Source organism: Microbacterium sp. NPDC056736, assembly GCF_042790415.1.
In the GTDB taxonomy this organism is placed as follows: domain Bacteria; phylum Actinomycetota; class Actinomycetes; order Actinomycetales; family Microbacteriaceae; genus Microbacterium.
Map to the genome: position 1 here is coordinate 91,227 of NZ_JBHTZE010000003.1, position 24,134 is coordinate 115,360.

The 24,134-nt window shown below is 72.2% G+C and carries 19 protein-coding genes; 9 read left to right on the forward strand and 10 right to left on the reverse strand.

The genetic code is table 11. The annotated features are described in order from the left end of the window. Positions 1-151: 151 nt before the first annotated feature. Positions 152-2,824 carry a phosphoenolpyruvate carboxylase gene (locus ACFRAL_RS07885; RefSeq protein WP_378881473.1) on the forward strand — a complete coding sequence of 891 codons (2,673 nt, stop codon included), beginning with the start codon at positions 152-154 and terminating at the stop codon, positions 2,822-2,824. A gap of 15 nt (positions 2,825-2,839) precedes the next feature. On the opposite strand, the gene ACFRAL_RS07890 is transcribed toward ACFRAL_RS07885, so the two are convergent. Continuing rightward, positions 2,840-4,540: an MFS transporter gene (locus tag ACFRAL_RS07890; RefSeq protein WP_336396461.1), complete on the reverse strand. Its 1,701-nt coding sequence runs from the start codon at positions 4,538-4,540 to the stop codon at positions 2,840-2,842. A gap of 102 nt (positions 4,541-4,642) precedes the next feature. Further along, entirely contained in the window at positions 4,643-5,242 is a 600-nt protein-coding gene (locus ACFRAL_RS07895) for a gamma carbonic anhydrase family protein (RefSeq protein ID WP_336396766.1), read from the reverse strand. Positions 5,243-5,440: 198 nt separating this feature from the next. Between ACFRAL_RS07895 and gdhA the strand changes: the two genes are divergently transcribed. Both gdhA and ACFRAL_RS07905 read left to right on the forward strand, forming a co-directional pair. Next, positions 5,441-6,823, forward strand: a complete 1,383-nt coding sequence (gene gdhA / locus ACFRAL_RS07900) for an NADP-specific glutamate dehydrogenase (protein WP_336396462.1) — start codon at positions 5,441-5,443, stop codon at positions 6,821-6,823. A 50-nt stretch (positions 6,824-6,873) separates the two neighbouring features. Then, on the forward strand, positions 6,874-7,821 hold the full coding sequence (locus ACFRAL_RS07905) for a DUF1214 domain-containing protein (RefSeq protein WP_378881477.1): 948 nt from the start codon (positions 6,874-6,876) through the stop codon (positions 7,819-7,821). A 21-nt stretch (positions 7,822-7,842) separates the two neighbouring features. On the opposite strand, the gene mfd is transcribed toward ACFRAL_RS07905, so the two are convergent. Then, positions 7,843-11,481, reverse strand: a complete 3,639-nt coding sequence (gene mfd, locus ACFRAL_RS07910) for a transcription-repair coupling factor (RefSeq protein WP_378881480.1) — start codon at positions 11,479-11,481, stop codon at positions 7,843-7,845. A gap of 92 nt (positions 11,482-11,573) precedes the next feature. Here mfd and ACFRAL_RS07915 point away from each other — a divergent pair, with 92 nt between their 5' ends. Further along, a complete protein-coding gene (locus ACFRAL_RS07915; protein ID WP_378881483.1) occupies positions 11,574-12,155 on the forward strand; it encodes a hypothetical protein in 582 nt (193 codons plus the stop codon). Between the two features lie 8 nt (positions 12,156-12,163). On the opposite strand, the gene pth is transcribed toward ACFRAL_RS07915, so the two are convergent. Continuing rightward, entirely contained in the window at positions 12,164-12,748 is a 585-nt protein-coding gene (gene pth, locus ACFRAL_RS07920; protein WP_336396466.1) for an aminoacyl-tRNA hydrolase, read from the reverse strand. A 107-nt stretch (positions 12,749-12,855) separates the two neighbouring features. Continuing rightward, positions 12,856-13,503 (reverse strand): 50S ribosomal protein L25/general stress protein Ctc, encoded by a 648-nt coding sequence (locus ACFRAL_RS07925; protein ID WP_336396467.1) that lies wholly within the window; start codon positions 13,501-13,503, stop codon positions 12,856-12,858. Positions 13,504-13,760: 257 nt separating this feature from the next. Between ACFRAL_RS07925 and ACFRAL_RS07930 the strand changes: the two genes are divergently transcribed. Further along, entirely contained in the window at positions 13,761-13,886 is a 126-nt protein-coding gene (locus tag ACFRAL_RS07930) for a hypothetical protein (RefSeq protein WP_336396468.1), read from the forward strand. A 6-nt stretch (positions 13,887-13,892) separates the two neighbouring features. Here ACFRAL_RS07930 and ACFRAL_RS07935 read toward each other — a convergent pair whose 3' ends face one another. Further along, positions 13,893-14,375: a gluconokinase gene (locus ACFRAL_RS07935; RefSeq protein WP_378882136.1), complete on the reverse strand. Its 483-nt coding sequence runs from the start codon at positions 14,373-14,375 to the stop codon at positions 13,893-13,895. 199 nt (positions 14,376-14,574) lie between these two features. On the opposite strand from ACFRAL_RS07935, the gene gndA reads away from it, so the two are divergent. Continuing rightward, positions 14,575-16,182 carry an NADP-dependent phosphogluconate dehydrogenase gene (gene gndA / locus ACFRAL_RS07940; protein ID WP_378881488.1) on the forward strand — a complete coding sequence of 536 codons (1,608 nt, stop codon included), beginning with the start codon at positions 14,575-14,577 and terminating at the stop codon, positions 16,180-16,182. Positions 16,183-16,239: 57 nt separating this feature from the next. On the opposite strand, the gene ACFRAL_RS07945 is transcribed toward gndA, so the two are convergent. After that, positions 16,240-17,601 carry an FAD-binding oxidoreductase gene (locus ACFRAL_RS07945; protein WP_378881491.1) on the reverse strand — a complete coding sequence of 454 codons (1,362 nt, stop codon included), beginning with the start codon at positions 17,599-17,601 and terminating at the stop codon, positions 16,240-16,242. Positions 17,602-17,705: 104 nt separating this feature from the next. Here ACFRAL_RS07945 and ACFRAL_RS07950 point away from each other — a divergent pair, with 104 nt between their 5' ends. The 3 genes from ACFRAL_RS07950 (at position 17,706) to ACFRAL_RS07960 (ending at position 21,138) form a co-directional block, all read left to right on the forward strand. Next, complete coding sequence (locus tag ACFRAL_RS07950; RefSeq protein ID WP_378881493.1) at positions 17,706-18,695, forward strand: SDR family oxidoreductase; 990 nt, start codon at positions 17,706-17,708, stop codon at positions 18,693-18,695. 95 nt (positions 18,696-18,790) lie between these two features. Then, positions 18,791-19,519: a response regulator transcription factor gene (locus ACFRAL_RS07955; RefSeq protein WP_336396472.1), complete on the forward strand. Its 729-nt coding sequence runs from the start codon at positions 18,791-18,793 to the stop codon at positions 19,517-19,519. Continuing rightward, the gene (locus ACFRAL_RS07960) at positions 19,516-21,138 is read left to right on the forward strand and encodes a sensor histidine kinase (RefSeq protein ID WP_378881496.1); all 1,623 of its coding nucleotides are present in this window, start codon (positions 19,516-19,518) and stop codon (positions 21,136-21,138) included. The genes ACFRAL_RS07955 and ACFRAL_RS07960 overlap by 4 nt, the downstream gene beginning before the upstream one ends. Here the strand turns inward: ACFRAL_RS07960 and ACFRAL_RS07965 are convergent. The 3 genes from ACFRAL_RS07965 to ACFRAL_RS07975 are packed head-to-tail and all read right to left on the reverse strand — an operon-like array spanning position 21,132 to position 24,101. Then, on the reverse strand, positions 21,132-22,694 hold the full coding sequence (locus tag ACFRAL_RS07965) for an FAD-dependent oxidoreductase (RefSeq protein ID WP_378881499.1): 1,563 nt from the start codon (positions 22,692-22,694) through the stop codon (positions 21,132-21,134). The two genes, ACFRAL_RS07960 and ACFRAL_RS07965, sit on opposite strands and share 7 nt — an antisense overlap. A gap of 27 nt (positions 22,695-22,721) precedes the next feature. Further along, entirely contained in the window at positions 22,722-23,621 is a 900-nt protein-coding gene (locus ACFRAL_RS07970; protein ID WP_378881501.1) for an FAD:protein FMN transferase, read from the reverse strand. A gap of 3 nt (positions 23,622-23,624) precedes the next feature. Then, a complete protein-coding gene (locus ACFRAL_RS07975; protein WP_378881504.1) occupies positions 23,625-24,101 on the reverse strand; it encodes an FMN-binding protein in 477 nt (158 codons plus the stop codon). Positions 24,102-24,134: the final 33 nt, after the last annotated feature.

Here is a 24,134-nt window from a genome sequence, read left to right on the forward strand (position 1 = left end):
CGTCGATCATCGGGTTCCGGCGCCGAAGCACCGCGCCGACCAGACTTCCCGGCACACCAGGGGCCCAGTCTATCCGGACGGCGCCCGGCGGCCTTCGTCACACAGCGTCCCGCGTGACGTCGCCGAAACGACGCGCCGTTAGCCTGGAGGGATGCGCGAACTCACCCACACCGAAGCGATCGACCTCGTCGGACGATTCGAGGCGGAGCAGGCGATTCCCGAGAAGATGCGCGGCGACGTGCGCATGCTCGGCACGCTGCTGGGGCAGGTCCTGCGCGAGAGCGGCTCACCCGGGCTGTACGAGGACGTGGAGCGACTGCGCACCGCGACCATCCAGGCCTACACCGATGAGACGCCGGAGGCCTTCGCCCGCGCCGCCGAGATCGCCGAGTCCTTCACGATCGCCCGCGCCGACGAGGTCGCCCGGGCGTTCACGGCGTACTTCCACCTCGTGAACCTGGCCGAGGAGCACCAGCGCGTGCGTGTCCTCCGCGAGCGCGACGGGCGCCCCGACCGCGAGCAGGCCACCGACTCCGTCGCCGCGGCCTTCGTGCGCCTGGCCGCCGAGGTCGGCGACGACACCGCGCTGCAGCGCCTCCAGGCCATGCGCTTCCACCCGGTCTTCACGGCTCACCCCACCGAGGCGCGCCGTCGGGCGGTGTCGTCGAGCATCCGGCGGCTCGCCGCCCTGCTCGAGGAGCACGACGCGTCCCTGCGCAACGGCGCGGACGAGCGGCGGGCGGAGCGGCGCATGCTGGAGGAGATCGACACGCTCTGGCGCACCGCTCCGCTGCGCCCCGAGAAGCCCTCGCCGACCGACGAGGTGCGCGCGGTGATGGCCGTCTTCGACGAGACGCTCTACACCGCCGTGCCCCACGTGTACCGCCGCGTCGACGACGCGCTGCAGGGTCCCGCCGCCGGAGGCCGCGCCCCCGTCGTGCGCTCCTTCGTGCGCGTCGGCTCGTGGGTCGGCGGCGACCGCGACGGCAACCCGTTCGTGACGGCATCCGTCACCCGCAAGGCATCCGCGATCGCCAGCGAGCACGTGCTGCTCGGTCTGGAGCGCACAGCGAGCCGCATCGGGCGGACGCTGACGCTGGATGCCTCCACCACGCCGCCGAGCGACGCGCTGGTCGCCCTGTGGCAGCGCATGAAGGCCGCCGACGAGGACGCGGCGAAGGAGATCGCCAAGCGATCGCCCGACGAGCCGCACCGCCGCATCCTCCTGCTCATCGCCCGGAAGATCGAGGCGACGCGTCAGCGCGACGCCGACCTCGCCTACCGGGATCCGGAGCACCTCCTCGCCGATCTGCGGGTGGTCCAGGACTCGCTCGTGCAGGCGGGCGCGCCCCGTCAGGCGTACGGGCACCTGCAGCAGCTGCTGTGGCAGGTCGAGACGTACGGGTTCCACCTGACCGAGCTCGAGGTGCGTCAGCACTCGGCCGTGCACGCCAAGGTGCTGGCGGAACTCGAAGCGGGCGGCCCGCTCAGCGAGCAGGCCGAGGAGGTGCTCGACGTGATCCGGAGCGTCGGGTTCCTGCAGGAGCGCTACGGCCCGCGAGCGGCCGGACGGTACATCGTGTCGTTCACGCAGTCGGCGGACGACCTCGCGGCGGTTCACAAGCTCGCCCGCTTCGCCGTCGGACCCGACGGCACGCCGCCGGTGCTCGACGTGATCCCGCTGTTCGAGACCTTCGCCGACCTGCAGGCGGCGCCCGCGATCCTCGCCGAGATCGTGCAGCACCCCGAGTTCGCCGCGCGTCTGGATGCCACCGGCCGGCGCCTGGAGGTCATGCTCGGCTACTCGGACTCGTCGAAGGACGTCGGACCGGTCGCCGCGAACCTCGCGCTGTACGAGGCGCAGGCGAAGATCGCCGCGTGGGCGGACGAGAACGGCATCGAGCTGACCCTGTTCCACGGCCGAGGCGGAGCCCTCGGACGCGGCGGCGGGCCTGCGAACTCCGCGATCCTCGCGCAGCCGCCCCACTCGGTGGACGGCCGATTCAAGCTCACCGAGCAGGGCGAGGTCATCTTCGCCCGCTACGGCGATCCCGCCATCGCGATGCGCCACATCGACCAGGTGGCCGCGGCCATCCTGCTGGCATCCGCGCCGTCCAACGAGCAGCGCAACAGGGCGGCGGCGGACGAGTTCGCCGCCGTCGCGGCGACGATGGACGAGGCATCCCGCGAGCGCTTCTTCTCGCTCGTGAAGGCACCCGGCTTCGCGCCCTGGTTCGCCCGCGTCACCCCGATGGAGGAGATCGGCCACCTCGCGCTCGGCTCGCGTCCCGCGCGGCGCGGGCTCTCCGTCGAGTCCCTCGAGGACCTGCGCGCGATCCCGTGGGTGTTCGCGTGGACCCAGGCCCGCATCAACCTCGCCGGCTGGTTCGGGCTGGGCACGGCCCTCGAGCGCGTCGGCGACGAGGAGCTGCTGCAGCGGGCCTACCGGGAGTGGCCGCTCTTCCGCACCCTGATCGACAACGTCGCCATGAGCCTGGCCAAGACCGACGACCGCATCGCCCGCCACTACCTCGAGCTCGGCGACCGCGACGACCTCGCCGCCCTCGTGCGCGACGAGATGAGGCTCACGCGGGACTGGGTGATCAGGGTCACCGGCGGCACCGAGCTGCTCGGCAACAAGCCCGTCCTCCAGCGCGCGGTCAAGATGCGCAGCCCCTACGTGGACGCGCTGTCGCTGCTGCAGCTGCGCGCCCTGCGGGCGCTGCGCGCCGCACCCGAGGGGGCACCCGTCGATCCCGAGCTCCAGCGCCTCCTGCTGCTGTCTGTCTCGGGCGTGGCCGCAGGCCTCCAGAACACCGGCTGAGCACGCGCTCGCGCGTCAGGGCTGCCCGTCCTCGGCGGCCGGCGCCTCGCCCGCCGTGCCCTTCGGTGCGTAGCGGCCGAGCCGGACGTCGACCGCCGCGGCGGCGGTGCGGGCGCTGGGACCGTATCCGACGACGACGGCGATGAAGCGGTCCGCCGCGAGCCCCTTGAGCGCGAGGGCCGTGCGCGCCACGACGGTCGCCGTGCGCCGGGTGCGTCGCAGGAGTGCGATCTCGCCGAACCCCTCCCCCTCCCCCAGCGTCGCCACCACGCGATCGTCGCCGATCACGTCCGCCTCACCGGACGCGATGACGTAATAGCGGTCGCCGACGTCCCCGGCCACGAACACCGCCCGCCCGGCGGGCACGTCGACCGGCTCGAGCCCCCGCGCCAGCTGCTCGATCGCCGGAAGCGGCAGGGGCTGGAGCATCGGCACCCGCTGCAGCAGGGCGACGTCGGCATCCAGCGCGCCGACCGCGCCGTCCAGCCGGCGCAGGCGCCACCACGAGAGCATCGCCAGCACCGGGCAGATGAGGCCGATGCCGATGAGGGCGGGCTCCAGGCCGAGCCAGGCGATGAGTGCCGAGGCCAGGATCGATCCCACGCCGATCGAGATGACGACCAGGCTCTCGAGCACGCCGAAGATGCGGGCCATGACCTCGTCGGGGGCGAGTCGGCCGATGAGCGTGAACCCCGCCAGATCGATCAGCGCGTTCCCGACGCCGACGAACGAGAGCAGCAGCAGCGCGGCCGCCTGCCCGGGGAACACGCCGACCAGCGCGATCGGCAGACCCCACAGCGCGACCCCCACCGCGAACCACGCGCCGAGTCGTCCGGTGCCGACCAGCAGCGAGGCGCACAGCGACCCCACGACTGCGCCCACGCCCACAGCGGCCATCAATGCGCCGGCGCCCGACTCGCCCATGCCCAGCAGCTCGATCGCGACGACGACCGAGAACACCGTGAGCGCGCCGCGCGTCAGCGCCTGAGCGGCCGCGAGGCCGAGGATGAGCAGGAGGTCGCGGCTGCGCACGACGGCGCGAAGGCCGTCGATCGCCTCCCGCATCAGGTCGGGTCGCGGCGCCGGTGGCCGCGGGGGCGCGTCGTAGCGGACACGAAGCAGCAGGACTGCCGCCCAGAAGGAGGCCGCCGCCGCGACCGCGAACACGATCGACACGTCGGCGACCGCCAGCAGGACCGCCGCGATCAGCGGTCCGATGAGCGTCGCGACGGAGTCGAGCAGACCCCGAACCACGTTCGCGCTCGCGAGTTCGTGCCCGGTGCGCGACAGCGTCGGCAGCAGCGCGGAGTGGGCCGGGCGGAAGAGGGTCGCCGCGATCGTGGACAGCACGGCCAGCGCGTAGACGACGAGGACCGGGCCGGCGAGGACGACCACCGCCGCGGCGACAGCGGTCGCCGCCCCGCGCAGGAGCGAGACCGTCACGAGCACCCGCTCCCGCCGTCCGCGGTCGGCGAAGGGCGACAGGATCGGCGCCAGGAGGGCCGACGGAAGCATGCGCAGGAGGCCGACCAATCCCAGCGCAAGCGCGCCGCCGTCGTTGTAGGCCACGATTCCCAGCGCGACGGTGAAGGCCCACTCCGCCGTCCAGGCGCCGAGGAAGCTCAGCTGGGCGCGGCGCAGATTGGGGTTGCGCCAGTTGCTCGAGAAGGCCCCCGCAGCCTGTTCGAGCTTCGATCGGGTCCCCAGAAGGCCCATGGACCGACCCTAGATGCTCCCGCGAGCGCCCACCAGGGTCCCGAGGTCGCTTCGCGCAACGCCGGCGGGGCCAGCCCGGCCGGAGAAGGCGACGGGCTCGCGTCAGTCCAGCCGGCGGTCGTCGGCGTGGCGGGCGAGGCTGCGTCCGTAGCGCTCGGTGAGCTGCACCATGAGGTCGGGCGTCTCGCGGTCGAGGCCGAAGACGTAGCCCGGGAAGTCGAGCTCCCGCTGCGCGGCCCAGATCTCCTCGTGCCGGTCCGGCGAGAGGATCTGCACCGGATGTCCGACCGCGACCCATCCGATCGGCACGGTGGAGTCGGGCGGCAGCGTCGTCCGCAGGTGCACCACGGCGTTGATGCGCACCTCGCTGCGCGCTCCCACATACGCGCCGTTGAACACCCGCGTGCCGGTGGCGAGGAAGACCTCCTCCTCCACCACCGCTCCAGAGATGCTCGCCATCGGCCCGACGAGGACGTGGTCGGCGATGTGCACGGGGTTGGTGGCGGTCGCCCGGATGAGCGCGTTCTCCATCACGATGACGTTCGACCCGAGCGTGATCGCGCCGCCCTCCGCGGTGACGACCGCGCCGTGCAGGATCTGGCAGTCGGGTCCGATCACGACGTCGCCGCTGATCACCGCCGTCGGGGCAACCACCGCGTCGGGGTGGATCCGGGGCGTGACCCCGAGGTGCTCGAATCGCATCATGCCTCCTCGCCTCCGCTGCCGTGCGTCATCGGCGCCGGCGCGGCTCGGTTCACAGCGTAGTGCGATGCCGCGGCCCCGCGCCCGGCGCCGGGCGCCGGGGACCGCCGTCACACGGGCCGAGTGCCGTTCGGCCGTGGGTAGGGTGAAAAGGTGCCGCATCCCGGCCCATCGCTCCACCCCCCGAAAGCCTGCACCATGACTTCTGCGCCGCCCGTCGCCTCGCCCCCCGCCGCGATCGCCGCCTCCGACTCCATCCGCCTCGTCCTTGACACCGTCGAGGCGCGCAACCCGCACGAACCGGAGTTCCTGCAGGCGGTGCACGAGGTGCTCGAGTCCATCGCGCCGGTGCTGGAAGCCCACCCGGAGTTCGTCGACGGCGGCATCCTCGAGCGGCTCGTCGAACCCGAGCGCCAGATCCTCTTCCGCGTGCCGTGGGTCGATGACACCGGACGCCTGCAGGTCAATCGCGGCTACCGGGTGCAGTTCTCGTCGGTCCTCGGCCCTTACAAGGGCGGCCTGCGGTTCCACCCGTCGGTGAACCTCTCGATCATCAAGTTCCTCGGCTTCGAGCAGATCTTCAAGAACGCCCTCACCGGCCAGGGCATCGGCGGCGCCAAGGGCGGCAGCGACTTCGATCCCCACGGCAGGTCGGACGCCGAGATCATGCGCTTCTGCCAGTCCTTCATGAACGAGCTCTACCGCCACCTCGGCGAGCACACCGACGTGCCGGCCGGCGACATCGGCGTCGGCGCCCGTGAGATCGGATACCTGTTCGGCCAGTACCGCAAGGTGACCAACCGCCACGAGTCGGGCATGTTCACCGGCAAGGGCGTGCAGTGGGGCGGCGCCGAGGTGCGCACCGAGGCCACCGGCTACGGCGCGGTCTTCTTCGTCGACGAGATGCTCGGCGTCCACGGCGAGACCCTCGAGGGCAAGCGGGTCGGCGTCTCGGGCTCGGGCAACGTGGCGATCTACGCCATCGACAAGGCACGCCAGCTCGGCGCGACGCCGGTGACGGCATCCGACTCCTCCGGCTATGTCGTCGACGACGCCGGGATCGACGTCGACCTCCTCCGGCAGATCAAGGAGATCGAGCGCGCGCGCATCTCGGAGTACGCGGCGCGCCGCTCCGGCGCGCGCTATGTCGAGGGCGCGCGTCCCTGGGAGGTGCCGGTCGACGTGGCGATCCCGAGCGCGACGCAGAACGAGCTGGAGGCCGAGGACGCGCGCGCGCTGGTCGCGAACGGGGTGCGCGCGGTCGCCGAGGGCGCCAACATGCCCTCGACGCCCGAGGCGATCGAGCTGTTCCAGTCGGCGGGTGTGCTCTTCGGCCCCGGCAAGGCCGCGAACGCCGGCGGCGTCGCGACGTCCGCCCTGGAGATGAGCCAGAACGCGGCCCGACAGCGCTGGAGCTTCGACGACAGCGAGGCGAAGCTGCGTGCCATCATGGCCGACGTGCACGACTCCGCGTTCGCCGCCGCCGAGAAGTTCGGTCACCCGGGCGACTACGTCGTCGGCGCCAACTGCGCCGGCTTCGAGCGCGTCGCGCACGCGATGCTGGCTCAGGGCGTCATCTGAGCCGACCGCGGCTTCGCGAGCCTCCGGGCCGATGTGTCAGGATCGGCGTCGTGAGCATCCACGTGAGCGCCGACAACTTCACCCGCGCCGAGACGGACCGCATGTTCCGCGACCTCCAGCACAAGGCGGGCGGCGTGAACCGGTTCGTGCACAATCGGACGCCTGCGGCGATCGACGACCAGACCGTCATCCGGCTCAACCGCGACACCCTGTACAGCTTCGCCGTGGTGGATGCGACCGCCGGCGCGACGCTGACGCTCCCGGAGCACGGAGACCGCTACCTGTCCGCGATGGTGCTCGACCAGGATCACCACGTCGTGGCGGTCTACCACGATGCCGGTGCGTACCAGCTGAGCGCAGCCCGACCGGGCAGCCGCCACGTCGTGGTGGCCGTGCGGACGCTCGTCGATCCCGGCGACGCCGACGACCTGGCTGCCGTGCACGAGATCCAGGACGCCATGGGTCTGACAGCAGCCTCCGCTGCCGCCTTCGACTATCCGGACTACGACACCGGCTCGCTCGACGAGACCCGCGACGCCCTCCTGGCACTCGCCCGCAACCTGACGTCGTTCGACCGCACCTTCGGCACGCGGGACGAGGTCGACCCGATCCGTCACCTCATCGGCACCGCCGCGGGCTGGGGCGGGCTGCCCACCAGCGAGGCGGTCTACGTCAGCGAGGATCCCCGCCTCCCCGTCGGCCGGTACGAGCTCACCGTCGGCGAGGTGCCGGTCGACGGATTCTGGTCCATCTCGGTCTACAACGCTGCCGGCTACTTCGAACCGAACGACCGCGACGCGTACACCGTGAACAGCATCACCGGCGTGCGCAATCCGGACGGGTCGACCACCGTGCGCTTCGGCGACTTCCCGCCCGGGACGGCCAACGCGATCCCCGTCACCGAGGGCTGGAACTACCTGGTGCGCCTCTACCGGCCGCACCCCGAGGTGCTCGACGGCTCGTGGACCTTCCCGCGCCTGGAGGCGTCCGGCTCCTGAGTCCGGCGCACCGCCGCCCGATCAGGCCGTCGCCGCCTCGGCCGCCGCCGGCTCCGCCTTCTTCTCGGGCCAAAGCTGCTCGATGAGCTGCGCCACCCACGCGACGAGCTCGTCGTCGCCGAGCTGCTCGCCGCCTGCGGTCGGCAGGGGCACGACCAGCGCCTCGCCGCCGGCGACGACCTTCGCCTTCGGGTGCAGGCGCTGCAGCCGCACCCGCATCGAATCGGGCAGGTTCGCCGGCGCGATGCGCAGGTTCGGGCCCATCGCGACGACATCGGCGAGGCCGGCCTGACCGGCGCGGCGCCGCAGCCGCGCCACCGCGAGCAGCCCCTCGACCTCCGCCGGCGGCTCCCCGTAGCGGTCGGTCAGCTCCTCGATCACCAGGTCGATCGCGTCGGGCGCCGCGGTGACGGATGCGGCCGCCGACAGCTTCTGGTAGGCCTCGAGACGCAGTCGCTCGCTGTCGATGTACGAATCGGGTATGCGCGCCTGCACCGGCAGCTCGAGCCGGAGCTCCGTCGGGCCCTCGGTGTCCTCGCCCCGGAAGGTCGCCACGGCCTCGCCGATCATGCGGAGGTACAGGTCGAACCCGACGCCGGCGATGTGCCCGGCCTGCTCGGCGCCGAGGAGGTTGCCCGCGCCGCGGATCTCGAGGTCCTTGAGCGCCACCTGCATGCCCGAGCCCAGGTCGTTGTTCACGGCGATCGTCTCGAGGCGGTCGGCCGCCGTCTCGCTCAGCGGCTTCTGGTCGTCGTACAGGAAGTACGCGTACGCCCGCTCGCGCGCACGGCCGACGCGGCCGCGCAGCTGGTGGAGCTGGCTCAGCCCGTACTTGTCGGCGCGGTCGATGATGATCGTGTTGGCGTTGGCGATGTCGAGGCCGGTCTCGATGATGGTCGTGGAGACCAGCACGTCGGCCTTGCGCTCCCAGAAGTCGTCGACGACCTGCTCGAGCTGGTGCTCCCCCATCTGCCCGTGCGCGACGACGATCCGCGCCTCCGGCACGAGCTCGGCCAGCTGCGATGCGACGCGCTGGATCGACTGCACGCGGTTGTGGACGTAGAAGATCTGCCCCTCCCGCAGCAGCTCGCGGCGGATCGCCGCGGCGATCTGCTTGTCGTTGCGTGGGCCGACGTAGGACAGGATCGGGTGCCGGTCCTCCGGCGGCGTCTGCAGCGTCGACATCTCGCGGATGCCGGTCACAGCCATCTCGAGGGTGCGCGGAATCGGCGTCGCGCTCATCGCGAGGATGTCGACGTTGGTCTTGAGCTTCTTCAGCTGGTCCTTGTGCTCGACGCCGAAGCGCTGCTCCTCGTCGATGATCATGAGGCCGAGGTCCTTGAACAGCACCTTCTCGGTGAGGATGCGGTGCGTTCCGATGACCATGTCGACGGTGCCGTCCGCGAGGCCTGCGACCACGTCGCGCGCCTGCTTGTCGGTCTGGAACCGCGACAGCGCCCGCACCTTGACCGGGAACCCGGCGAACCGCTCGGTGAAGGTCTCGAGGTGCTGCTTGACCAGGAGTGTCGTGGGCACCAGCATCGCCACCTGCTTGCCGTCCTGGATGGCCTTGAAGGCCGCGCGCACGGCGACCTCGGTCTTGCCGAATCCGACGTCGCCGGACAGCAGCCGGTCCATCGGGATCGGCTTCTCCATGTCGGCCTTGATCTCGTCGATCGTCTGCAGCTGATCGGGGGTCTCGGCGAAGGGGAAGGCCTCCTCCAGCTCCCGCTGCCACGGGGTGTCGGGGCCGAACGCGTGCCCCTTGGACGCCATGCGCGCCGAGTACAGCTTGACGAGCTCGACGGCGATGTCGCGCACCGCGCGACGGGCCTTGCTCTTGGCCTGCGCCCAGTCGCTGCCGCCCATCTTCGACAGCGACGGCGCTTCGCCGCCGACGTAGCGCGAGAGCAGGTCGAGCTGGTCGGTGGGCACGAACAGCTTGTCGCCCGGGTAGCCGCGCTTGGACGGCGCGTACTCCAGCACGAGGTACTCGCGCACGCTCTTCACGGCGTTGCGCCCGCCGCTGGAGACCTCGCGCTGGGTGAGCTCGACGAACCTGCCGATGCCGTGCGTGGCGTGAACGACGTAGTCGCCGGCCTTGAGCTGCAGCGGGTCGACGACGGTCTTGCGTCGCGACGCGAGCTTCTTCACGACACGGCTGTCGCCGCCGATGGTCCTGCCGTAGAACTCCGACTCGGTGAGCACCGCGAGCTTGGCGTCGGGGAACTGGAAGCCGCGCTCGAGGACGCTCACAACGACGTGGGCGATGCCGGGTTCGGGGGCGTGGTGCACCTCGTCGACCTTGCGCGCGGCGATGCCGCGCTCGGCGAGGACATCGCGCGCCCGCTCCACGAGGCCGGCGCCCGACGCGGCGACCACGACGCGCCACCCTTCGGCCAGGAGCGCGCCGACATGCTCGGTGGCGCCGTCGACGTTGCCATGGAATGAGGGCACGGGGGCGCCGGGGACCCGGATCGCCGCAGCGGCCTCGAGCGCGACGTCGACGTCGTCGTCGATCGCGGCGTCGAGGAGGCCTTCGGCCACGGCATCGGCCTGCCCGGAGTCGAACGAGCTCATCCGCCACCAGACGCTCCCCCGCTCGCGCGCCGCCTCGCGGAGCTCGGGAAGGGTGAGGAAGTCGCCGGCACCGAGGTCGACCGGAGTCCGAGCGCCCGCTGTGGCCGCGCTCCAGGCCGCGTCCAGGAACTCGCGGTTGGTCTCGCCCAGCGTGATCGCGCGCGTGACGGCGCGCTCGGGATCGACCAGCGCGACGGCGGATCCTTCGGGGAGGTAGTCCGCAAGGGTCACGAGGTCGTCGACCACGGCCGGAAGCAGCGACTCCATCCCCTCGACCGGGATGCCCTCGGCCATCTTCTCGAGCATCGCGGCGAGTCCGGGGAACTCGTCCTTGAGCTGTCGCGCGCGTCCGCGCACGGCCTCGGTGAGAAGGAGCTCCCGGCTCGGCAGCAGCGTGACCTCGCGCACATCCCCGGCGAGGGAGCGCTGGTCGGCCACCGAGAAGGCGCGGATCTGGTCCACCTCGTCGCCGAAGAACTCGACGCGGTACGGGTGGGCGGCCGTCGGCGGGAACACGTCGAGGATGCCGCCGCGTACGGCGAACTCGCCGCGTCGCGACACCATGTCGACCCGGTGGTAGGCGAGCTCCACCAGTCGCGCCGACACCTCGCCGAGGTCGTGCCCGCGGCCGCCGACGACGATCTCGATCGGCTCGACGTCGTCCAGTCCCGCCGCCAGCGGCTGGATCGCGCCGCGCACCGATGCGGTCACCACGAGCGGCGTCGAGGCGTCCCATCGTGCGATCCGGCGGAGGATGTCGAGGCGGGCGCCCACCGTCTCTGCGCTCGGGCTCAGCCGCTCGTGCGGCAGCGTCTCCCACGCCGGGAAGTGGAGCACCTCGGCTCCGGGCAGCAGCGCTCCCAGCGCAGGCCCGAGGGATTCGGCACGGCGCCCCGTCGGGGCGATCACGAGCACGGCAGGCGGACGCCCGGCGGCGCGCCGGCGTTCCACCAGCGCCGCCAGGAGGGGGGCGTCGAGGCCCTCGACGAGCGAGAAGTCGGCGTCGACGGATGCCGCGGCCACAGCGTCCCGGAACGGTTCAGCCTGTTCGAGGGCGCGCACGATCCCGGGAACTGTCACCGCACGAGTCTACGACGCGCCGCCGACACCGGGCGCCGCGAGCCAGGGGCGGGGCGGCCGCGAACGTCGTCGGCGCTCCTAGGATGAGTCGCGTGAGCGATCCCTCGCAGCCCTCGGCCACGCCGGCCCCGCCCCCGCCCGCACCCCCGCAGACGTGGGCGCCGCCCGGAGCGGCACCGTTCGGTCCTCCGCCCGCCTCCGCGTACGCGCCCCCGCCGGGCTATGCGCCGCCCGCCGGGTTCGGCGGCACTCCCGGCGCCGCGCCGGCCATATCGCCCTCCGCGGCACCCGAACCCGCGCGGCGCCGCGGCACGCTCGGACTCGTCGCCCTCGGCCTGGCTCTCATCGCGACGGTCGGCGCGAGCCTGCTCGCGGCGGTCGCCGCGTTCAACATCGGGCTCGGAGCGGGTCGCGAGATCAGCGCGCGCACCGCCACCGGCGATTTCGACTGGTCGATCCTCTCGCCCGTGCGGGATTGGGTGCTCATGGGCGAGATCGCCTTCTGGGCCGGCACCGCGCTCGGCCTGTGGGCGCTCATCCAGGGCGTGGTGGCCATCGTGACCTCCCGCGGACGGGGAGCCGGCATCGCGGCGGTGATCATCGCCGCTCTCGGCCCCATCGCCTACGGCGCGGTGGCGCAGGGCTTCCTGACGGCCGGCCTCGCCGCGGGCTGAGCCCGGAGTCACTCGCGGGGCGCGTGGTGCTTCTGCTGCGCGGCGAGGAGTCCCTCGTCGACCAGCTGCTCCACGGCGTCGGCGGCGTCGCCCAGGAGGATCGGGAGGTTCTTGCGCTCGGTGGCGCCGAACGGGTCGAGCACCCAGTCCGCCGGGTCCTGCCGGCCGTGCGGGCGGCCGATCCCGACGCGCACGCGCGGGAACGCCGGGGTGTCCAGCGCTTTGGCGACGTCGCGGACGCCGTTGTGACCGCCGTGGCCGCCGCCGACCTTCAGCTTGATGGTGTCGAACGGGATGTCCAGCTCGTCGTGGATCACCACGACGTGCGCGGGGTCGATCCCGTAGAACTTCGCCAGCCCCGCGACGGGACCGCCCGACACGTTCATGAACGTGTTCGGCTTGGCCAGCACCAGCTTCGCGCCGCCCGGCCGCAGCCACGTCTCGACCACGCGGGCGTTCGCCTTGTGCGTCTTGAAGGACTCGCCGCGCCGTCCCGCCAGCTCGTCGACCACGAGCTGGCCGACGTTGTGGCGGGTCAGCTCGTATCGGGGCCCCGGGTTGCCCAGGCCTACGATCAGCCACGCCTCTGCCATGACTTCCATCCTGCCCGACCGGGCGTCCGGCCCGGATCGAGCTCGTCGTGGAACGGGACGAGGGGGTGCGGCATCCGCACCCCCTCGCCTGAAAAGCGCTCCGAGGCTTACTCGGACTCGTTCTCCTCGGCCGGGGTCTCGGAAGCCTCCGACTGCTCGGCGGCGACCTCGGCGTCGGCCTCGGCGATCTCGTCCTCGGCGGCCAGCGTGGCAGCGGGGACCGAGATGGCGACGACGAGCATCTCCGGGTCGGCGGCGAGGGTCGCGCCACGGGGCAGCGTGAGCTCGCCGGCGGTGATGTGCGTGCCCTCCTCGAGGCCCTCGACGTCGACCTCGATGTGCTCGGGGATGTGGGTCGCCTCGACCTCGAGCGCCACGGTCTGCGCGTCCAGGTTGACGATCGTGCCGGCGAAGGGCTCGCCGTTGACGATGACCGGGACGTCGACCTGGATCTTCTCGCCCTTCTTCACGACGAGGAGGTCGATGTGCTCGATGATCTGGTGCACCGGGTCCTTCTGGACGTCCTTCACCAGCGTCAGCTGCGCCTTGCCGTCGAGATCGAGCTCGAGCACCGCGTTGGCGCGGCGGATGAGCAGCGACACCTGGTGGCCCGGAAGGGCCACGTGGACGGGATCGGTGCCGTGGCCGTAGATGACGGCGGGGATCTTGCCGGCGGCGCGCAGGCGGCGGGCGAAGCCCTTGCCGAAGTTCTCGCGCAGCTCGGCCTGGACCTTGGTGTCGACCTCAGTGGACATGGGTTCTCCTTGCGGGCCTGGGGCCCGTTGTCGCTCGGCCCGCGAGGTGGCGGACCGTGGGTATCGGGGGTGTCTTCGACTCGAACGCGCGCGCGTGAGGAAAGCCGGGGGCCCGCATCACCGCGTCGATCACGGATGCCGCAGCCCGCCGGTGGCCGACAGGCGCGAGGCATCCCTCGCCGAAGTTCGACACGAGTCTACCAGCGCCCCCACTACGATGAGGAACGCACCGACTTCCCGCTCACACGGAGGACCCCATGGAATACGGCTTCTGGTCTCACGCCCTGCTCTGGCTGATCGGCGCGATGGCCGCGGTCGGCGCCCTCGGGACGGCGCTGGCCTTCTGGGGCCTCGGGCGTCAGGCGTACCGCAACAAGGACTGAACGGGGCTATCGGAGCGCCGGATACCGCCGGATCGCGTGAACCGCGGCGTCGACGACGTCCGCCAGCGGCGGGTCCCCCGCCACCACCACGCCCGGCTCCTCAGGCTCCAGGTGCTCCAGCGTCTGCAGCTGGGAGGCCAGCAGCGACGACGGCATGAAGTGCTCGCGCGTCGCCATGCGCCGGGCCAGCTCGCGGGTGGACGTCCGCAGCTCGACGAAGACCGTCGCCGGTGCGCCGGAGAGGATGCGCTCCCGATAGCGTCGTGCCAGCGCCGAGCACGCGACCACGACTCCACCGGGCGCGTCGTGGAGCTCGGCGGCCACCACGTCCAGCCACGGCATCCGATCCGCGTCGTCCAGCGGCACCCCGGCGGCCATCTTCGCCACGTTCGCCTCCGGGTGCAGGTCATCGGCGTCGACGAACGGGAGAGCGAGGCGTGCGGCCACGGCGCTCCCCACCGCGGACTTCCCCGAGCCGCTCGGACCCATGACGACGATCCGGGGGCCTTGCGCAGCGGGACTGCCGGCGGTCGCGCCGGAGTGAGACGGGATCACCCCGCCACGGTAGCCGACGGCCGCCCGCGCGTCACAACCCGGCTGCGTGCCGTGTGAGCTTCCGGCCGCTGCGGCGTAACACGGAGCCGTCAGACTCTAGGCTGAAAGCGACGACTCAACCCCAGGAGCACGCGTGTCTTCCAACGATCCTTCGCTGACCGGCGAGCAGGCCCAGACCACCATTTCGACGGATCAGGACCAGGCGCCTGATGAGGCGACGACGGCGCACGAGGCCGCGCCCGCGCCCGAGGACGTCGAGCGCCCCACCCCGGAGCCGGAGGGCCCGGAGCTCGCCGTCGCCGCGACGGCGAACATCGGCGTGGTGGGCCTGGCGGTGATGGGCTCGAACCTCGCCCGCAACCTCGCCTCCCGCGAAGGCAACACCGTGGCCGTGTACAACCGCAGCCGGTCCAAGACCGACGAGCTGACCGAGACGCACCCGGAGGCGGGCTTCGTTCCCGCGTTCTCATACGAGGAGTTCGCCGCGTCGCTGCAGAAGCCGCGCGCGGCGATCATCATGGTGAAGGCCGGCCGCCCCACCGACGCGGTCATCGACTCGCTGGTCGAGGTGTTCGAGCCCGGCGACATCATCGTCGACGGCGGCAATGCCCTCTTCACCGACACCATCCGCCGCGAGAAGGCCGTCCGCGAGACCGGCATCAACTTCGTCGGCGCCGGGATCTCCGGCGGCGAGGAGGGCGCGCTCAACGGCCCGTCGATCATGCCCGGCGGCTCGGACGAGTCGTGGGTGACCCTCGGACCGATCCTCAAGTCCATCGCGGCGGTCGCGGAGGGCGAGCCGTGCGTCACGCACGTGGGTCACGACGGCGCCGGCCACTTCGTGAAGATGGTGCACAACGGCATCGAGTACGCCGACATGCAGCTCATCGCCGAGGCCTACGACCTGATCCGCCGCGGCACCGGAAAGACGCCGGCAGAGATCGCCGAGGTGTTCGCCGAGTGGAACCGCGGCGAGCTGGAGTCGTACCTGATCGAGATCACCGCCGAGGTCCTGCGCCAGGTGGACGCCGCGACCGGAGAGCCCCTGGTCGACGTCATCCTCGACCAGGCCGGCGCCAAGGGCACCGGCGCGTGGACCGTGCAGACCGCGCTGTCGCTCGGCGTCCCGGTCTCGGGCATCGCCGAGGCCACCTTCGCACGGTCGCTGTCCAGCCACCCCGAGCAGCGCGCGGTCTCCCGCGGCCTGCCCGGCCCCGCCGAGGGCCTCCAGGTCGACGACCCCGACGCGTTCATCGAGGACGTCCGCCTCGCGCTGTACGCGTCGAAGATCGTCGCCTACAGCCAGGGCTTCGACGAGATCCGCGCCGGTGCCGCCGAGTACGGCTGGACCATCGACCTCGGCGCCGTGTCGAAGATCTGGCGCGCGGGCTGCATCATCCGGGCCCAGTTCCTCAACCGCATCGCCGAGGCCTACGACCAGACCCCCGACCTGGCGGTGCTGCTGACCGCCCCGTACTTCGCCGACGCGCTCGGCCGCGCCCAGGGCGCATGGCGCCGCATCGTCTCGGCGTCTGCGAACTCCGGCATCCCGGCTCCCGCGTTCTCGTCGTCGCTGGCCTACTACGACGGGCTGCGCGCCGAGCGCCTGCCCGCCGCGCTGATCCAGGGCCAGCGCGACTTCTTCGGCGCCCACACCTACAAGCGCATCGACAAGGAAGGCACCTTCCACACGCTGTGGTCGGGCGACCGCACCGAGATCGAGGCGGAAGACACGCACTGACGCACCGCCTGAGCGGACAGAGGGCGGATCCCCGGCCGGGGATCCTCCCTCGGCGTCTCAGGCGGCCTGTCCGTCCGAACCCGGCCGGCCGTCGCCCTCGGGCTGCACGTTGTGGTTGCGGCAGAAGACATTGCCCGGGTCCCACGTGCGCTTGACCGCCGCCAGTCGCGCCATCGTCGCCGGCGGGTAGATTCGCGCGGCGTAGGAGGGGTCGGTCGACACCGTGAAGTTGCCGTACACGCCCGAGCCGCTCGCCTCGATGGCGTCCCACGCGGCCAGCGCCCGCGCCCGGGCGTCGTCGTCGACCATGCCCGGGATGTCGAACGCCCCTGCCATGGCGAACCACGTCGCGTTGCGCGCCGGGAACGCGGAGTCGTCCTGGGCGACGTCCCCGTACGCCCCGCCGAGCGACCGCAGCAGCACGACCGATGCCGGGTTCGCCTCTCGGAACGAGACGATCCGATCGATCGCGTCGTCGTCGAGGTCCGCCACGAGCGTGTTCCCCCCGAGGAACCCCGGCATGGGCTGGTCGGGGTCGAACTCGGGCGCCTCGAGCAGCACATCGGGGTAGCTCTGCACGCCGAACTCGCGCTCGGACACCCCGGGGGCTTCGGCGAGCGGCGCGAGCGCGCGGCGCGCCGCCTCCTCGTCGGTGCCGATCCACACCGCGGTCACCGTGGCGCCGGCAGGAGCGTTCGGGTCCATCGGCGGGACGTCCATGTAGGTGACGGTCAGCTCGCGCGGAGCGTCTGCGAGGATGTCGCGCAGCACCCGCAGCGCGGGCCGTGCGTCGGCATCGATGCCGTAGACGGCGTGCACCACGCCGTTCAGCCGGTGCGCCTCGAAGTCGAAGCGCGTGACGACGCCGAAGTTGCCGCCGCCGCCGCGGAGCGCCCACAGGAGCTCGGGATGCGAGGCATCCGTCACCTCCACCACCTCGCCACGGGCGGTCACGAGCTGCGCGCCCACCAGCTGGTCGCACGCGAGCCCCCACGCGCGCACCATCCAGCCGATGCCGCCCCCGAGGGTGAGGCCGCCGACGCCGACGGACGCGGTGTCGCCGGAGCTGAGTCCGAGGTCGTGCTCGGCGAGCGCGTGCGCGACGGCACCCCACCGCGCACCGCCCCCGACACGCACCCGCGTGCCCTCGACGGAGATGGCGTCCAGCGCCGAGATGTCGAGGGTGAGACCGCCCGGGACCTCGCCCCACGCGCTGTGGCCGCCGCCGCGGATCATGACCTCGAGGCGCTCCGCCGAGGCGTAGCGGATGGCCCCTCTCACGTCGTCGACGGTGGAGGCCCGGATGACGGCGGCGGGCGAGCCCATGCCGGAGTGGAAGCGACGTGCGGACTCCCACTCGGGGTCGCCCGGACGGATGACGGTGCCGACGGAGGCGGCGCTGAGATCGTCGTTGCTCATGCGCGCCAGACTAGGGGGCGGGACCGACATCGCGCACGGGGTCCGTCCGCGGCGGGCGTCGGCGTCGAGGCGCGTCGCCCCTGGTCGGGCGTAGGCTCGCGAGGGTGACGAGCATCCTCTACATCGGCGGTACCGGAACCATCAGCGCGGCGTGCGTCCGCCGCTCCGTCGCCCTCGGGCACGACGTCGCGGTCCTCAACCGCGGCAGCGCCCGGCGGCCCATCCCGCCCGAGGCGGAGCTGATCGAGGCCGACATCCGCGATGCCGCAGCGGTGCGCGCCGCACTGGGCAGTCGGCGCTTCGACGTGGTCGCGGAGTTCCTGGCCTTCACGCCCGACCACATCGCTTCCGATCTCGAGCTCTTCGAGGGGCGCACCGGGCAGTACATGTTCATCAGCTCGGCCTCGGCGTACGAGAAGCCCCCGCGGCGGGTGCCGGTCACCGAGTCGACGCCGCTGCGCAATCCCTATTGGCAGTACTCGCGCGACAAGATCGCGTGCGAGGACGTCCTGGTCGCCGCCCACCGGGAGCGGGGGCTTCCTGTCACCATCGTCCGCCCCTCGCACACGTACGACGAGCGTCTGCTCCCCACCCTCGGCGGCTGGACCGACATCGCCCGCATGCGCGCGGGGCGTCCCGTCATCGTGCACGGCGACGGCACGAGCCTGTGGACGATCACGCACAGCGACGACTTCGCAGTCGCGTTCACGGGGCTCGTCGCGAACCCCGCGGCGATCGGAGAGGCGTTCACCATCACCGGAACGCACGCACCGACCTGGAACCAGATCTACGGCTGGCTGGCCGAGGCCGCGGGCGTGGCCGACGCCGACATCGTCCACGTCGCCTCCGACACGATCGCGGCGTTCGCCCCCGACCTCGGTCCCGGCCTGATCGGAGACAAGGCGCACTCGATGCTGTTCGACGTCTCGAAGGTGACTGAGCTCGTGCCGGAGTTCCGCACGACGATCACGTTCGACGAGGGGGCGCGGCGGATCCTGGCGTACTACGACGCCGACCCCGGCGCCCGCCGGGTCGACGAGGACCGCGACGCGCTGTTCGATCGCATCGCGGCCCACGCGCGTTCGGCCGGCTGACGCCGGATCCGATCCCCGCGCCGCGGACTGGATTTCACAGCCCGCGCATAGCCGACTCCATAGGAAGCGCATAGGAAGCCATCCACAATGGACGCATGACCAACCCGGCACCGGCCCTCCTCCGTCCCGACGGCTCCAGCCTGCGCGTCCTCGTGGTGGACGACGAGCAGATGCTCACCGATCTGCTGTCGATGGCGCTGCGCATGGAGGGGTGGGAGGTGCGCACCGCGGGCTCCGGCTTCGAGGCGCTGCAGTCGGCACGCGAGTTCGAGCCCGACGCCATGGTGCTGGACATCATGATGCCCGACCTCGACGGCATGGCCGTGCTGCAGCGGCTGCGCCAGGCCGGCGACGACGTCCCCGTGCTCTTCCTGACCGCCAAGGATGCCGTCACCGACCGGGTGGCAGGCCTCACCGCCGGCGGCGACGACTACGTCACCAAGCCGTTCAGCCTCGAGGAGGTGGTCGCGCGGCTTCGCGGCCTCATGCGCCGCGCCGGCACCGCGCACGCGGCGGGCGCCGAGCCGATCCTGCGCGTCGGGGACCTGACGCTCAACGAGGACAGTCACGAGGTCGAGCGCGCCGGCGAGCAGATCGAGCTCACCGCGACGGAGTTCGAGCTGCTGCGCTACCTCATGCGCAACCAGCGACGCGTCGTGTCGAAGGCGCAGATCCTGGACCGCGTGTGGAACTACGACTTCGGCGGCCGCTCCAGCGTCGTCGAGCTCTACATCTCCTACCTCCGCAAGAAGATCGACGCCGGCCGCGAACCCCTCATCCACACCGTGCGTGGTGTCGGCTACATGATCAAGGCGCCCCAGTGACGGACCGGAGCCGTACGACGACGGAGCCGGATGCCGCGACCGGCGCCGGCATCGAGCCCCCGCGCGACGAAGAGGCGCCCGGGACGGGTGCTCCTGCCTCGGACGAGCTTCCCCGGCGCGCCGCGTGGACGCTGCAGCGGAAGCTCATCGTCACCGTCGTCGGCATCACGTCGTTCATCATGGTGCTGGTCGGCGTGGCGACCAGCGCGATCCTGGGGACGGTGCTCGAGGAGGGACTGAGCGGCGAGCTGCGCTCGACCGCCGACCGCATGTCGGCGCTCACCCGGCAGCCCGTGGGTGCGGGGCTCACCGCTCAGGAGATCCTGGAGCAGCAGCCCCAGCAGGCCGGATTCCTGCTGGCCATCGAGACTCCCCCCTCATCGCCCACCGCGGCGGTGACCGAGCCGGACGGCACCGTGACCGCGCTCGACGACGAGCAGATCGAGCAGCTCGCGGCGGGACTGCGCGCAGAGGGCCCGCTGGTGGTGACCATCGACGGCGTCGGCACGTTCCGCGTCGAAGGGCGCAGCGTCGACGGTCAGTCGATCGTCGTCGTGGGGCTGTCCCGCGACGAGGTGGCCGCCACGATCGCGCGCATGCTCACCACCATCGGCCTGCTGACCGCCGGCGGCCTCATCCTCCTCGCGGTCGCGACGGCATGGACGATCCGCGCCGGCCTCGCGCCGCTGCGCGCGGTCGCCGCCACGGCCGAGCGGGTCTCCCGGCAGCAGCTGGACCAGGGCGAGGTGTCCATCAGCGAACGGGTCCCCGCGCGCCAGGCCGACCCCCGCACCGAGGTCGGCCGGGTCGGCGAGGCGCTGAACACGCTCCTGGACCACGTCGACGAGTCGCTCACCGCCCGCCAGCGCAACGAACAGCGCATGCGCGCGTTCGTCGCCGATGCCAGTCACGAGCTGCGCACGCCGCTCGCCTCGATCCGCGGCTACTCCGAGCTGTCGCTGAAGGCGCTCGGTCTGGCACCGCGGCCGGAGCCCGGGCCCGCCGCCGCGACCCTCGAGACGACCGAGGCGTCGCTGGAGCGCATCCAGGCGCAGTCGCTGCGGATGACGTCCCTCGTGGAGGATCTCCTCCTCCTCGCCCGGCTCGACGAGGGCCAGGAGCTGGTGTACGGCACGGTCGATCTCACGCGGCTCGCCATCGACGCGGTGGGCGATGCCCGCCCGACCGGTCCCGACCACGAGTGGGTGCTCGAGGTCGGCGACGAGCCCGTGCTCGTCGCGGGCGACGCGAGCCGCCTCCAGCAGGTCGTCACCAACCTGCTCGCGAACGCGCGCACGCACACACCTGCCGGCACCACGGTGACGGTGACGGTGGCGCGGGACGGCGGCACGGCCGTGCTCCGCGTCCATGACGACGGCCCCGGCGTCGACCCGCGCATCGCCGACGAGCTGTTCGAGCGCTTCGCCCGCGGCGACCGCTCACGCGCGCGTCAGACCGGGGGCACGGGCCTCGGCCTCTCGATCGCGCGCGCCATCGTCGACGCGCACGGGGGCTCCATCTCGGTGGACAGCCGGCCCGGCGACACCACCTTCGAGGTGCGCCTGCCCGCCCGTCCCCTCGATCCGGCCCCAGGGATCGGCGTCGGCACGGCTCAGTAGCCGCTGAAGGCGTCGGTGGTGATCGAACGGGCGCGCTCGAGGGCGGGAGCGAGATCGGCGATCAGACCGGCCGGCCCCGAGATGTAGGCGTGGCGGGAGGCGATGTCGGGTACCACCCGCATCAGGCCCTCGGCGTCCAGGCGCACGCCCTGCGCCCACTGCCAGTGACTCGGCAGGTCGACCGGACGGTCGCGCGTGAAGACCACGACGCGAGCGGCGGATGCCTCGATCTCGCCGCGGAACGCCAGCTCCGAGGCATCCGACGCGACATAGACCAGCACGATGTCGCGCTCGAGGCCCGCCGCGGTCAGATGCCGCAGCTGCGACACGAAGGGCGTCACGCCGATGCCGGCGGCGACCATGAGGATCGGCGCGGCATCGCGCTTGGGGAGCAGGAAGTCGCCCCACACCCCGGTGATCGCGAGGTCGTCGCCCGGCCGCACCTGCGCGAGGGCCTTCTTGTAGGAGCTCAGCGGCTTCGTGCCCGTGCCGTCCTTGAACGCGACCTTGAGCAGCGGCAGGTCCTCGGGCGCGGACGCGATGCTGAACTCGCGCCGCGTGCCGCGCGCGTCGGGGTGACGGTGCGGCACCTCCAGCTCCAGGTACTGCCCGGGCAGGAAGGCCAACCGGTCGTGCACCCGGAATGTGAGCTCTTCGACGGTCGGTGTGGGCTCGGCCCGCGAGACCAGGGTCAGCCGCACCGCCGTGCGCAGCGCGAACGCGAACGCGACCAGGTTGCCGATGAGCAGCGCCCGCTCCTGTCCGAGGGTGATGTCGCCGATCGGAATCGGCCAGCCCGCGAGCACTCCGACGACCGCGGCGACGGTGAACTGCTGCCAGCGCCGGGGCGGCAGGGTGAGCGGCTCGGACAGCATGAAGGCGCCGAGGAACAGGAAGGGCGAGGACCACAGCACAGGCCACAGCACGTCGAGGATCTCCACCTCGACCCCGGCGGCCTGATACTGCGCGGCCGTGCGGATGACGGCGACCGCGGCGGCGACGACGAGGAACACCGCCACGACCCGGAGCTTCTCGGTGCGCACCAGAACCGCCAGGCCCAGCACGATGACCGGCGCGGCGAGGGCGGGCGTGCCCACCCACCACGCCGACGAGCCGAGCGCCGGCCACGCGAGGCTCAGCAGCGTGAGCACGGTGGCACCCACGGCGGCGGGGTTGAAGATGTGGCGCCCGCGCCAGGCGAGCAGGTACTTCGAGAGGGACGCGACCGCGGCGGCGATCGCGATCCCCGCCAGCCCGGCGAGCTCCAGCGTCGGGCGCAGCACGAAGAGCAGGATGTGCGCCGTGATGAGCGATGACTCCAGGCGCCACGGCAGGGTCAGCACCCGCTGGGCGGCGGCATCCACCCCCACGCAGACGGCGGCGAGCACGAGCAGCGTCGCGATGAGCTCGACCGGGTCGGGTCCGACGAGGTCGAAGAGCGAGAGCACCAGGGCGACGACCGCGAGCGCCGCGAGCGCGAGGTAGACCAGGCGGTACATCGACACGCGGCCGAGCACCGCGAAGACGCGGTTCCAGAAGGCGGTGAGCGTTCCCACGTCACACCGCCACGATCGGCTCGTGAATCACCGTTCCACGTTATCCGTTCGCAGGAACAGCTCGGCGCTGCAGCCGGGCGACCACTCCGCACGCCCGTCGGTCGTCATGCGCACCCATTCGACACCCCGCTCGTGCGCGAGGCGCGGGCCACCGTCGAAGAACAGCGCGGTCGCGACCGCGTCGGCCGTCATCGCGTCCCGCGCGACGGCCCACGTCGCGGCGATCGTGCGCACCGGCTGCCCCGTCCGCGCGTCGAGCACGTGATGCAGCGTCGTGCCGGTGGCCGACGGCCAGGCGCGCCGGGTGACCGCCGACGCGCACAGCGCGGCATCCGTCACCTCCCACACGCCGATCGCGCGACGCGGATCGAACGGATGCTCCAGCCCGATGCGCTGCGGCGTCCCCCGCACCGCCAGATCGCCGCCCGCGTCGACCGTGACGTCCCCCGCCGTCTCGTCGCATACGACGTCGAGCACGATGTCGACCAGGCGTCCCTTGCCGAGGGCGCCGACGTCGATCGTCGCGGCGCTGGAGAGCATGAGCCGCTCGTCGTCCCACGCGAGCAGCCTGCGCCAGTCGGGGGGCGCCGCCACCGCCCCGCGATCGACCAGCGAGTACCGCGCGTCGTAGCCGAGCGCTTCGAGGGATCGCCCGACGAGCGGGTTCACGGCGCCGTCCGTCGCCTCCCACACCGCCGCCAGCGCGTCGAGCATCGGCCCGGCGTCGTCGGGGAGCGGGACTTCCCCGCCGGCCCGCGCGAGCCGGGTCACCACGGAGTCCTTCCGGAACCGCGACCAGCTGCGGTCGAATGCCTCGATGCGGCCCCGTACGCGGTCGCGGGCAGGCTCGGGCAGCGGCTCGACGGTGACGACCTCCCAGACGGTGCCGATGGCGTCGAATCGCCAGGAGGACGCCGACTCGCCCATGGCTCAGGCGGCCGCCTCGGACTTGATCGCCTCGATCGCCTCGTTGAAGCCTCCGCTGGTCAGCGACGAGCCCGCGACGCGGCTGACCTGGATGTCGTCGATGTCCTGCCCGACCACGACGTCCGCGATGCCGCCGATGAACCGCCCCTGGTACTCCTCGGACTCGCTCTTCTGCGGGTCGCCGGCCACCTCCACATCGGTGATGACGTCGCCCTCCAGGGTGACGGTGACGGTGATGGTCTCGACGGACTCGGGGGTCGCGTAGGCGCCGTCGGCGGTGTACGTGCCGTCGGCATACGAGCCCGAGGCACTGCCGGAGCCCGTCGACCCGGAGCCGGTCGCTTCCTGATCGGCTCCGGTGGCCGGCTCCTCCGCATCGGAGGCCGTCGCCGCGCAGCCGGCGAGGAGCGCGATCCCGGCGGCGGCGCTCAGTGCGGCGCCGGCTCGGACGGTGCGGGATGCGGGGGCGGTGCGGATCATTGCGGTCCTCCAGCTCGTGTCGTCGACGCGTCG

Coding starts and splice junctions, on each gene's coding strand:
- ACFRAL_RS07895 (WP_336396766.1), bottom strand. CDS start 5,242: ATGCGATTCGAGCACCTCGGGGTCACGCCCCGGATCCACCCCGACGCG.
- pth (WP_336396466.1), bottom strand. CDS start 12,748: ATGGCAGAGGCGTGGCTGATCGTAGGCCTGGGCAACCCGGGGCCCCGA.
- ACFRAL_RS07955 (WP_336396472.1), top strand. CDS start 18,791: ATGACCAACCCGGCACCGGCCCTCCTCCGTCCCGACGGCTCCAGCCTG.
- ACFRAL_RS07890 (WP_336396461.1), bottom strand. CDS start 4,540: ATGGGCCTTCTGGGGACCCGATCGAAGCTCGAACAGGCTGCGGGGGCC.
- ACFRAL_RS07930 (WP_336396468.1), top strand. CDS start 13,761: ATGGAATACGGCTTCTGGTCTCACGCCCTGCTCTGGCTGATCGGCGCG.
- ACFRAL_RS07925 (WP_336396467.1), bottom strand. CDS start 13,503: ATGTCCACTGAGGTCGACACCAAGGTCCAGGCCGAGCTGCGCGAGAAC.
- ACFRAL_RS07945 (WP_378881491.1), bottom strand. CDS start 17,601: ATGAGCAACGACGATCTCAGCGCCGCCTCCGTCGGCACCGTCATCCGT.
- ACFRAL_RS07970 (WP_378881501.1), bottom strand. CDS start 23,621: ATGGGCGAGTCGGCGTCCTCCTGGCGATTCGACGCCATCGGCACCGTC.
- ACFRAL_RS07975 (WP_378881504.1), bottom strand. CDS start 24,101: ATGATCCGCACCGCCCCCGCATCCCGCACCGTCCGAGCCGGCGCCGCA.
- ACFRAL_RS07885 (WP_378881473.1), top strand. CDS start 152: ATGCGCGAACTCACCCACACCGAAGCGATCGACCTCGTCGGACGATTC.
- gdhA (WP_336396462.1), top strand. CDS start 5,441: ATGACTTCTGCGCCGCCCGTCGCCTCGCCCCCCGCCGCGATCGCCGCC.
- ACFRAL_RS07935 (WP_378882136.1), bottom strand. CDS start 14,375: ATGGGTCCGAGCGGCTCGGGGAAGTCCGCGGTGGGGAGCGCCGTGGCC.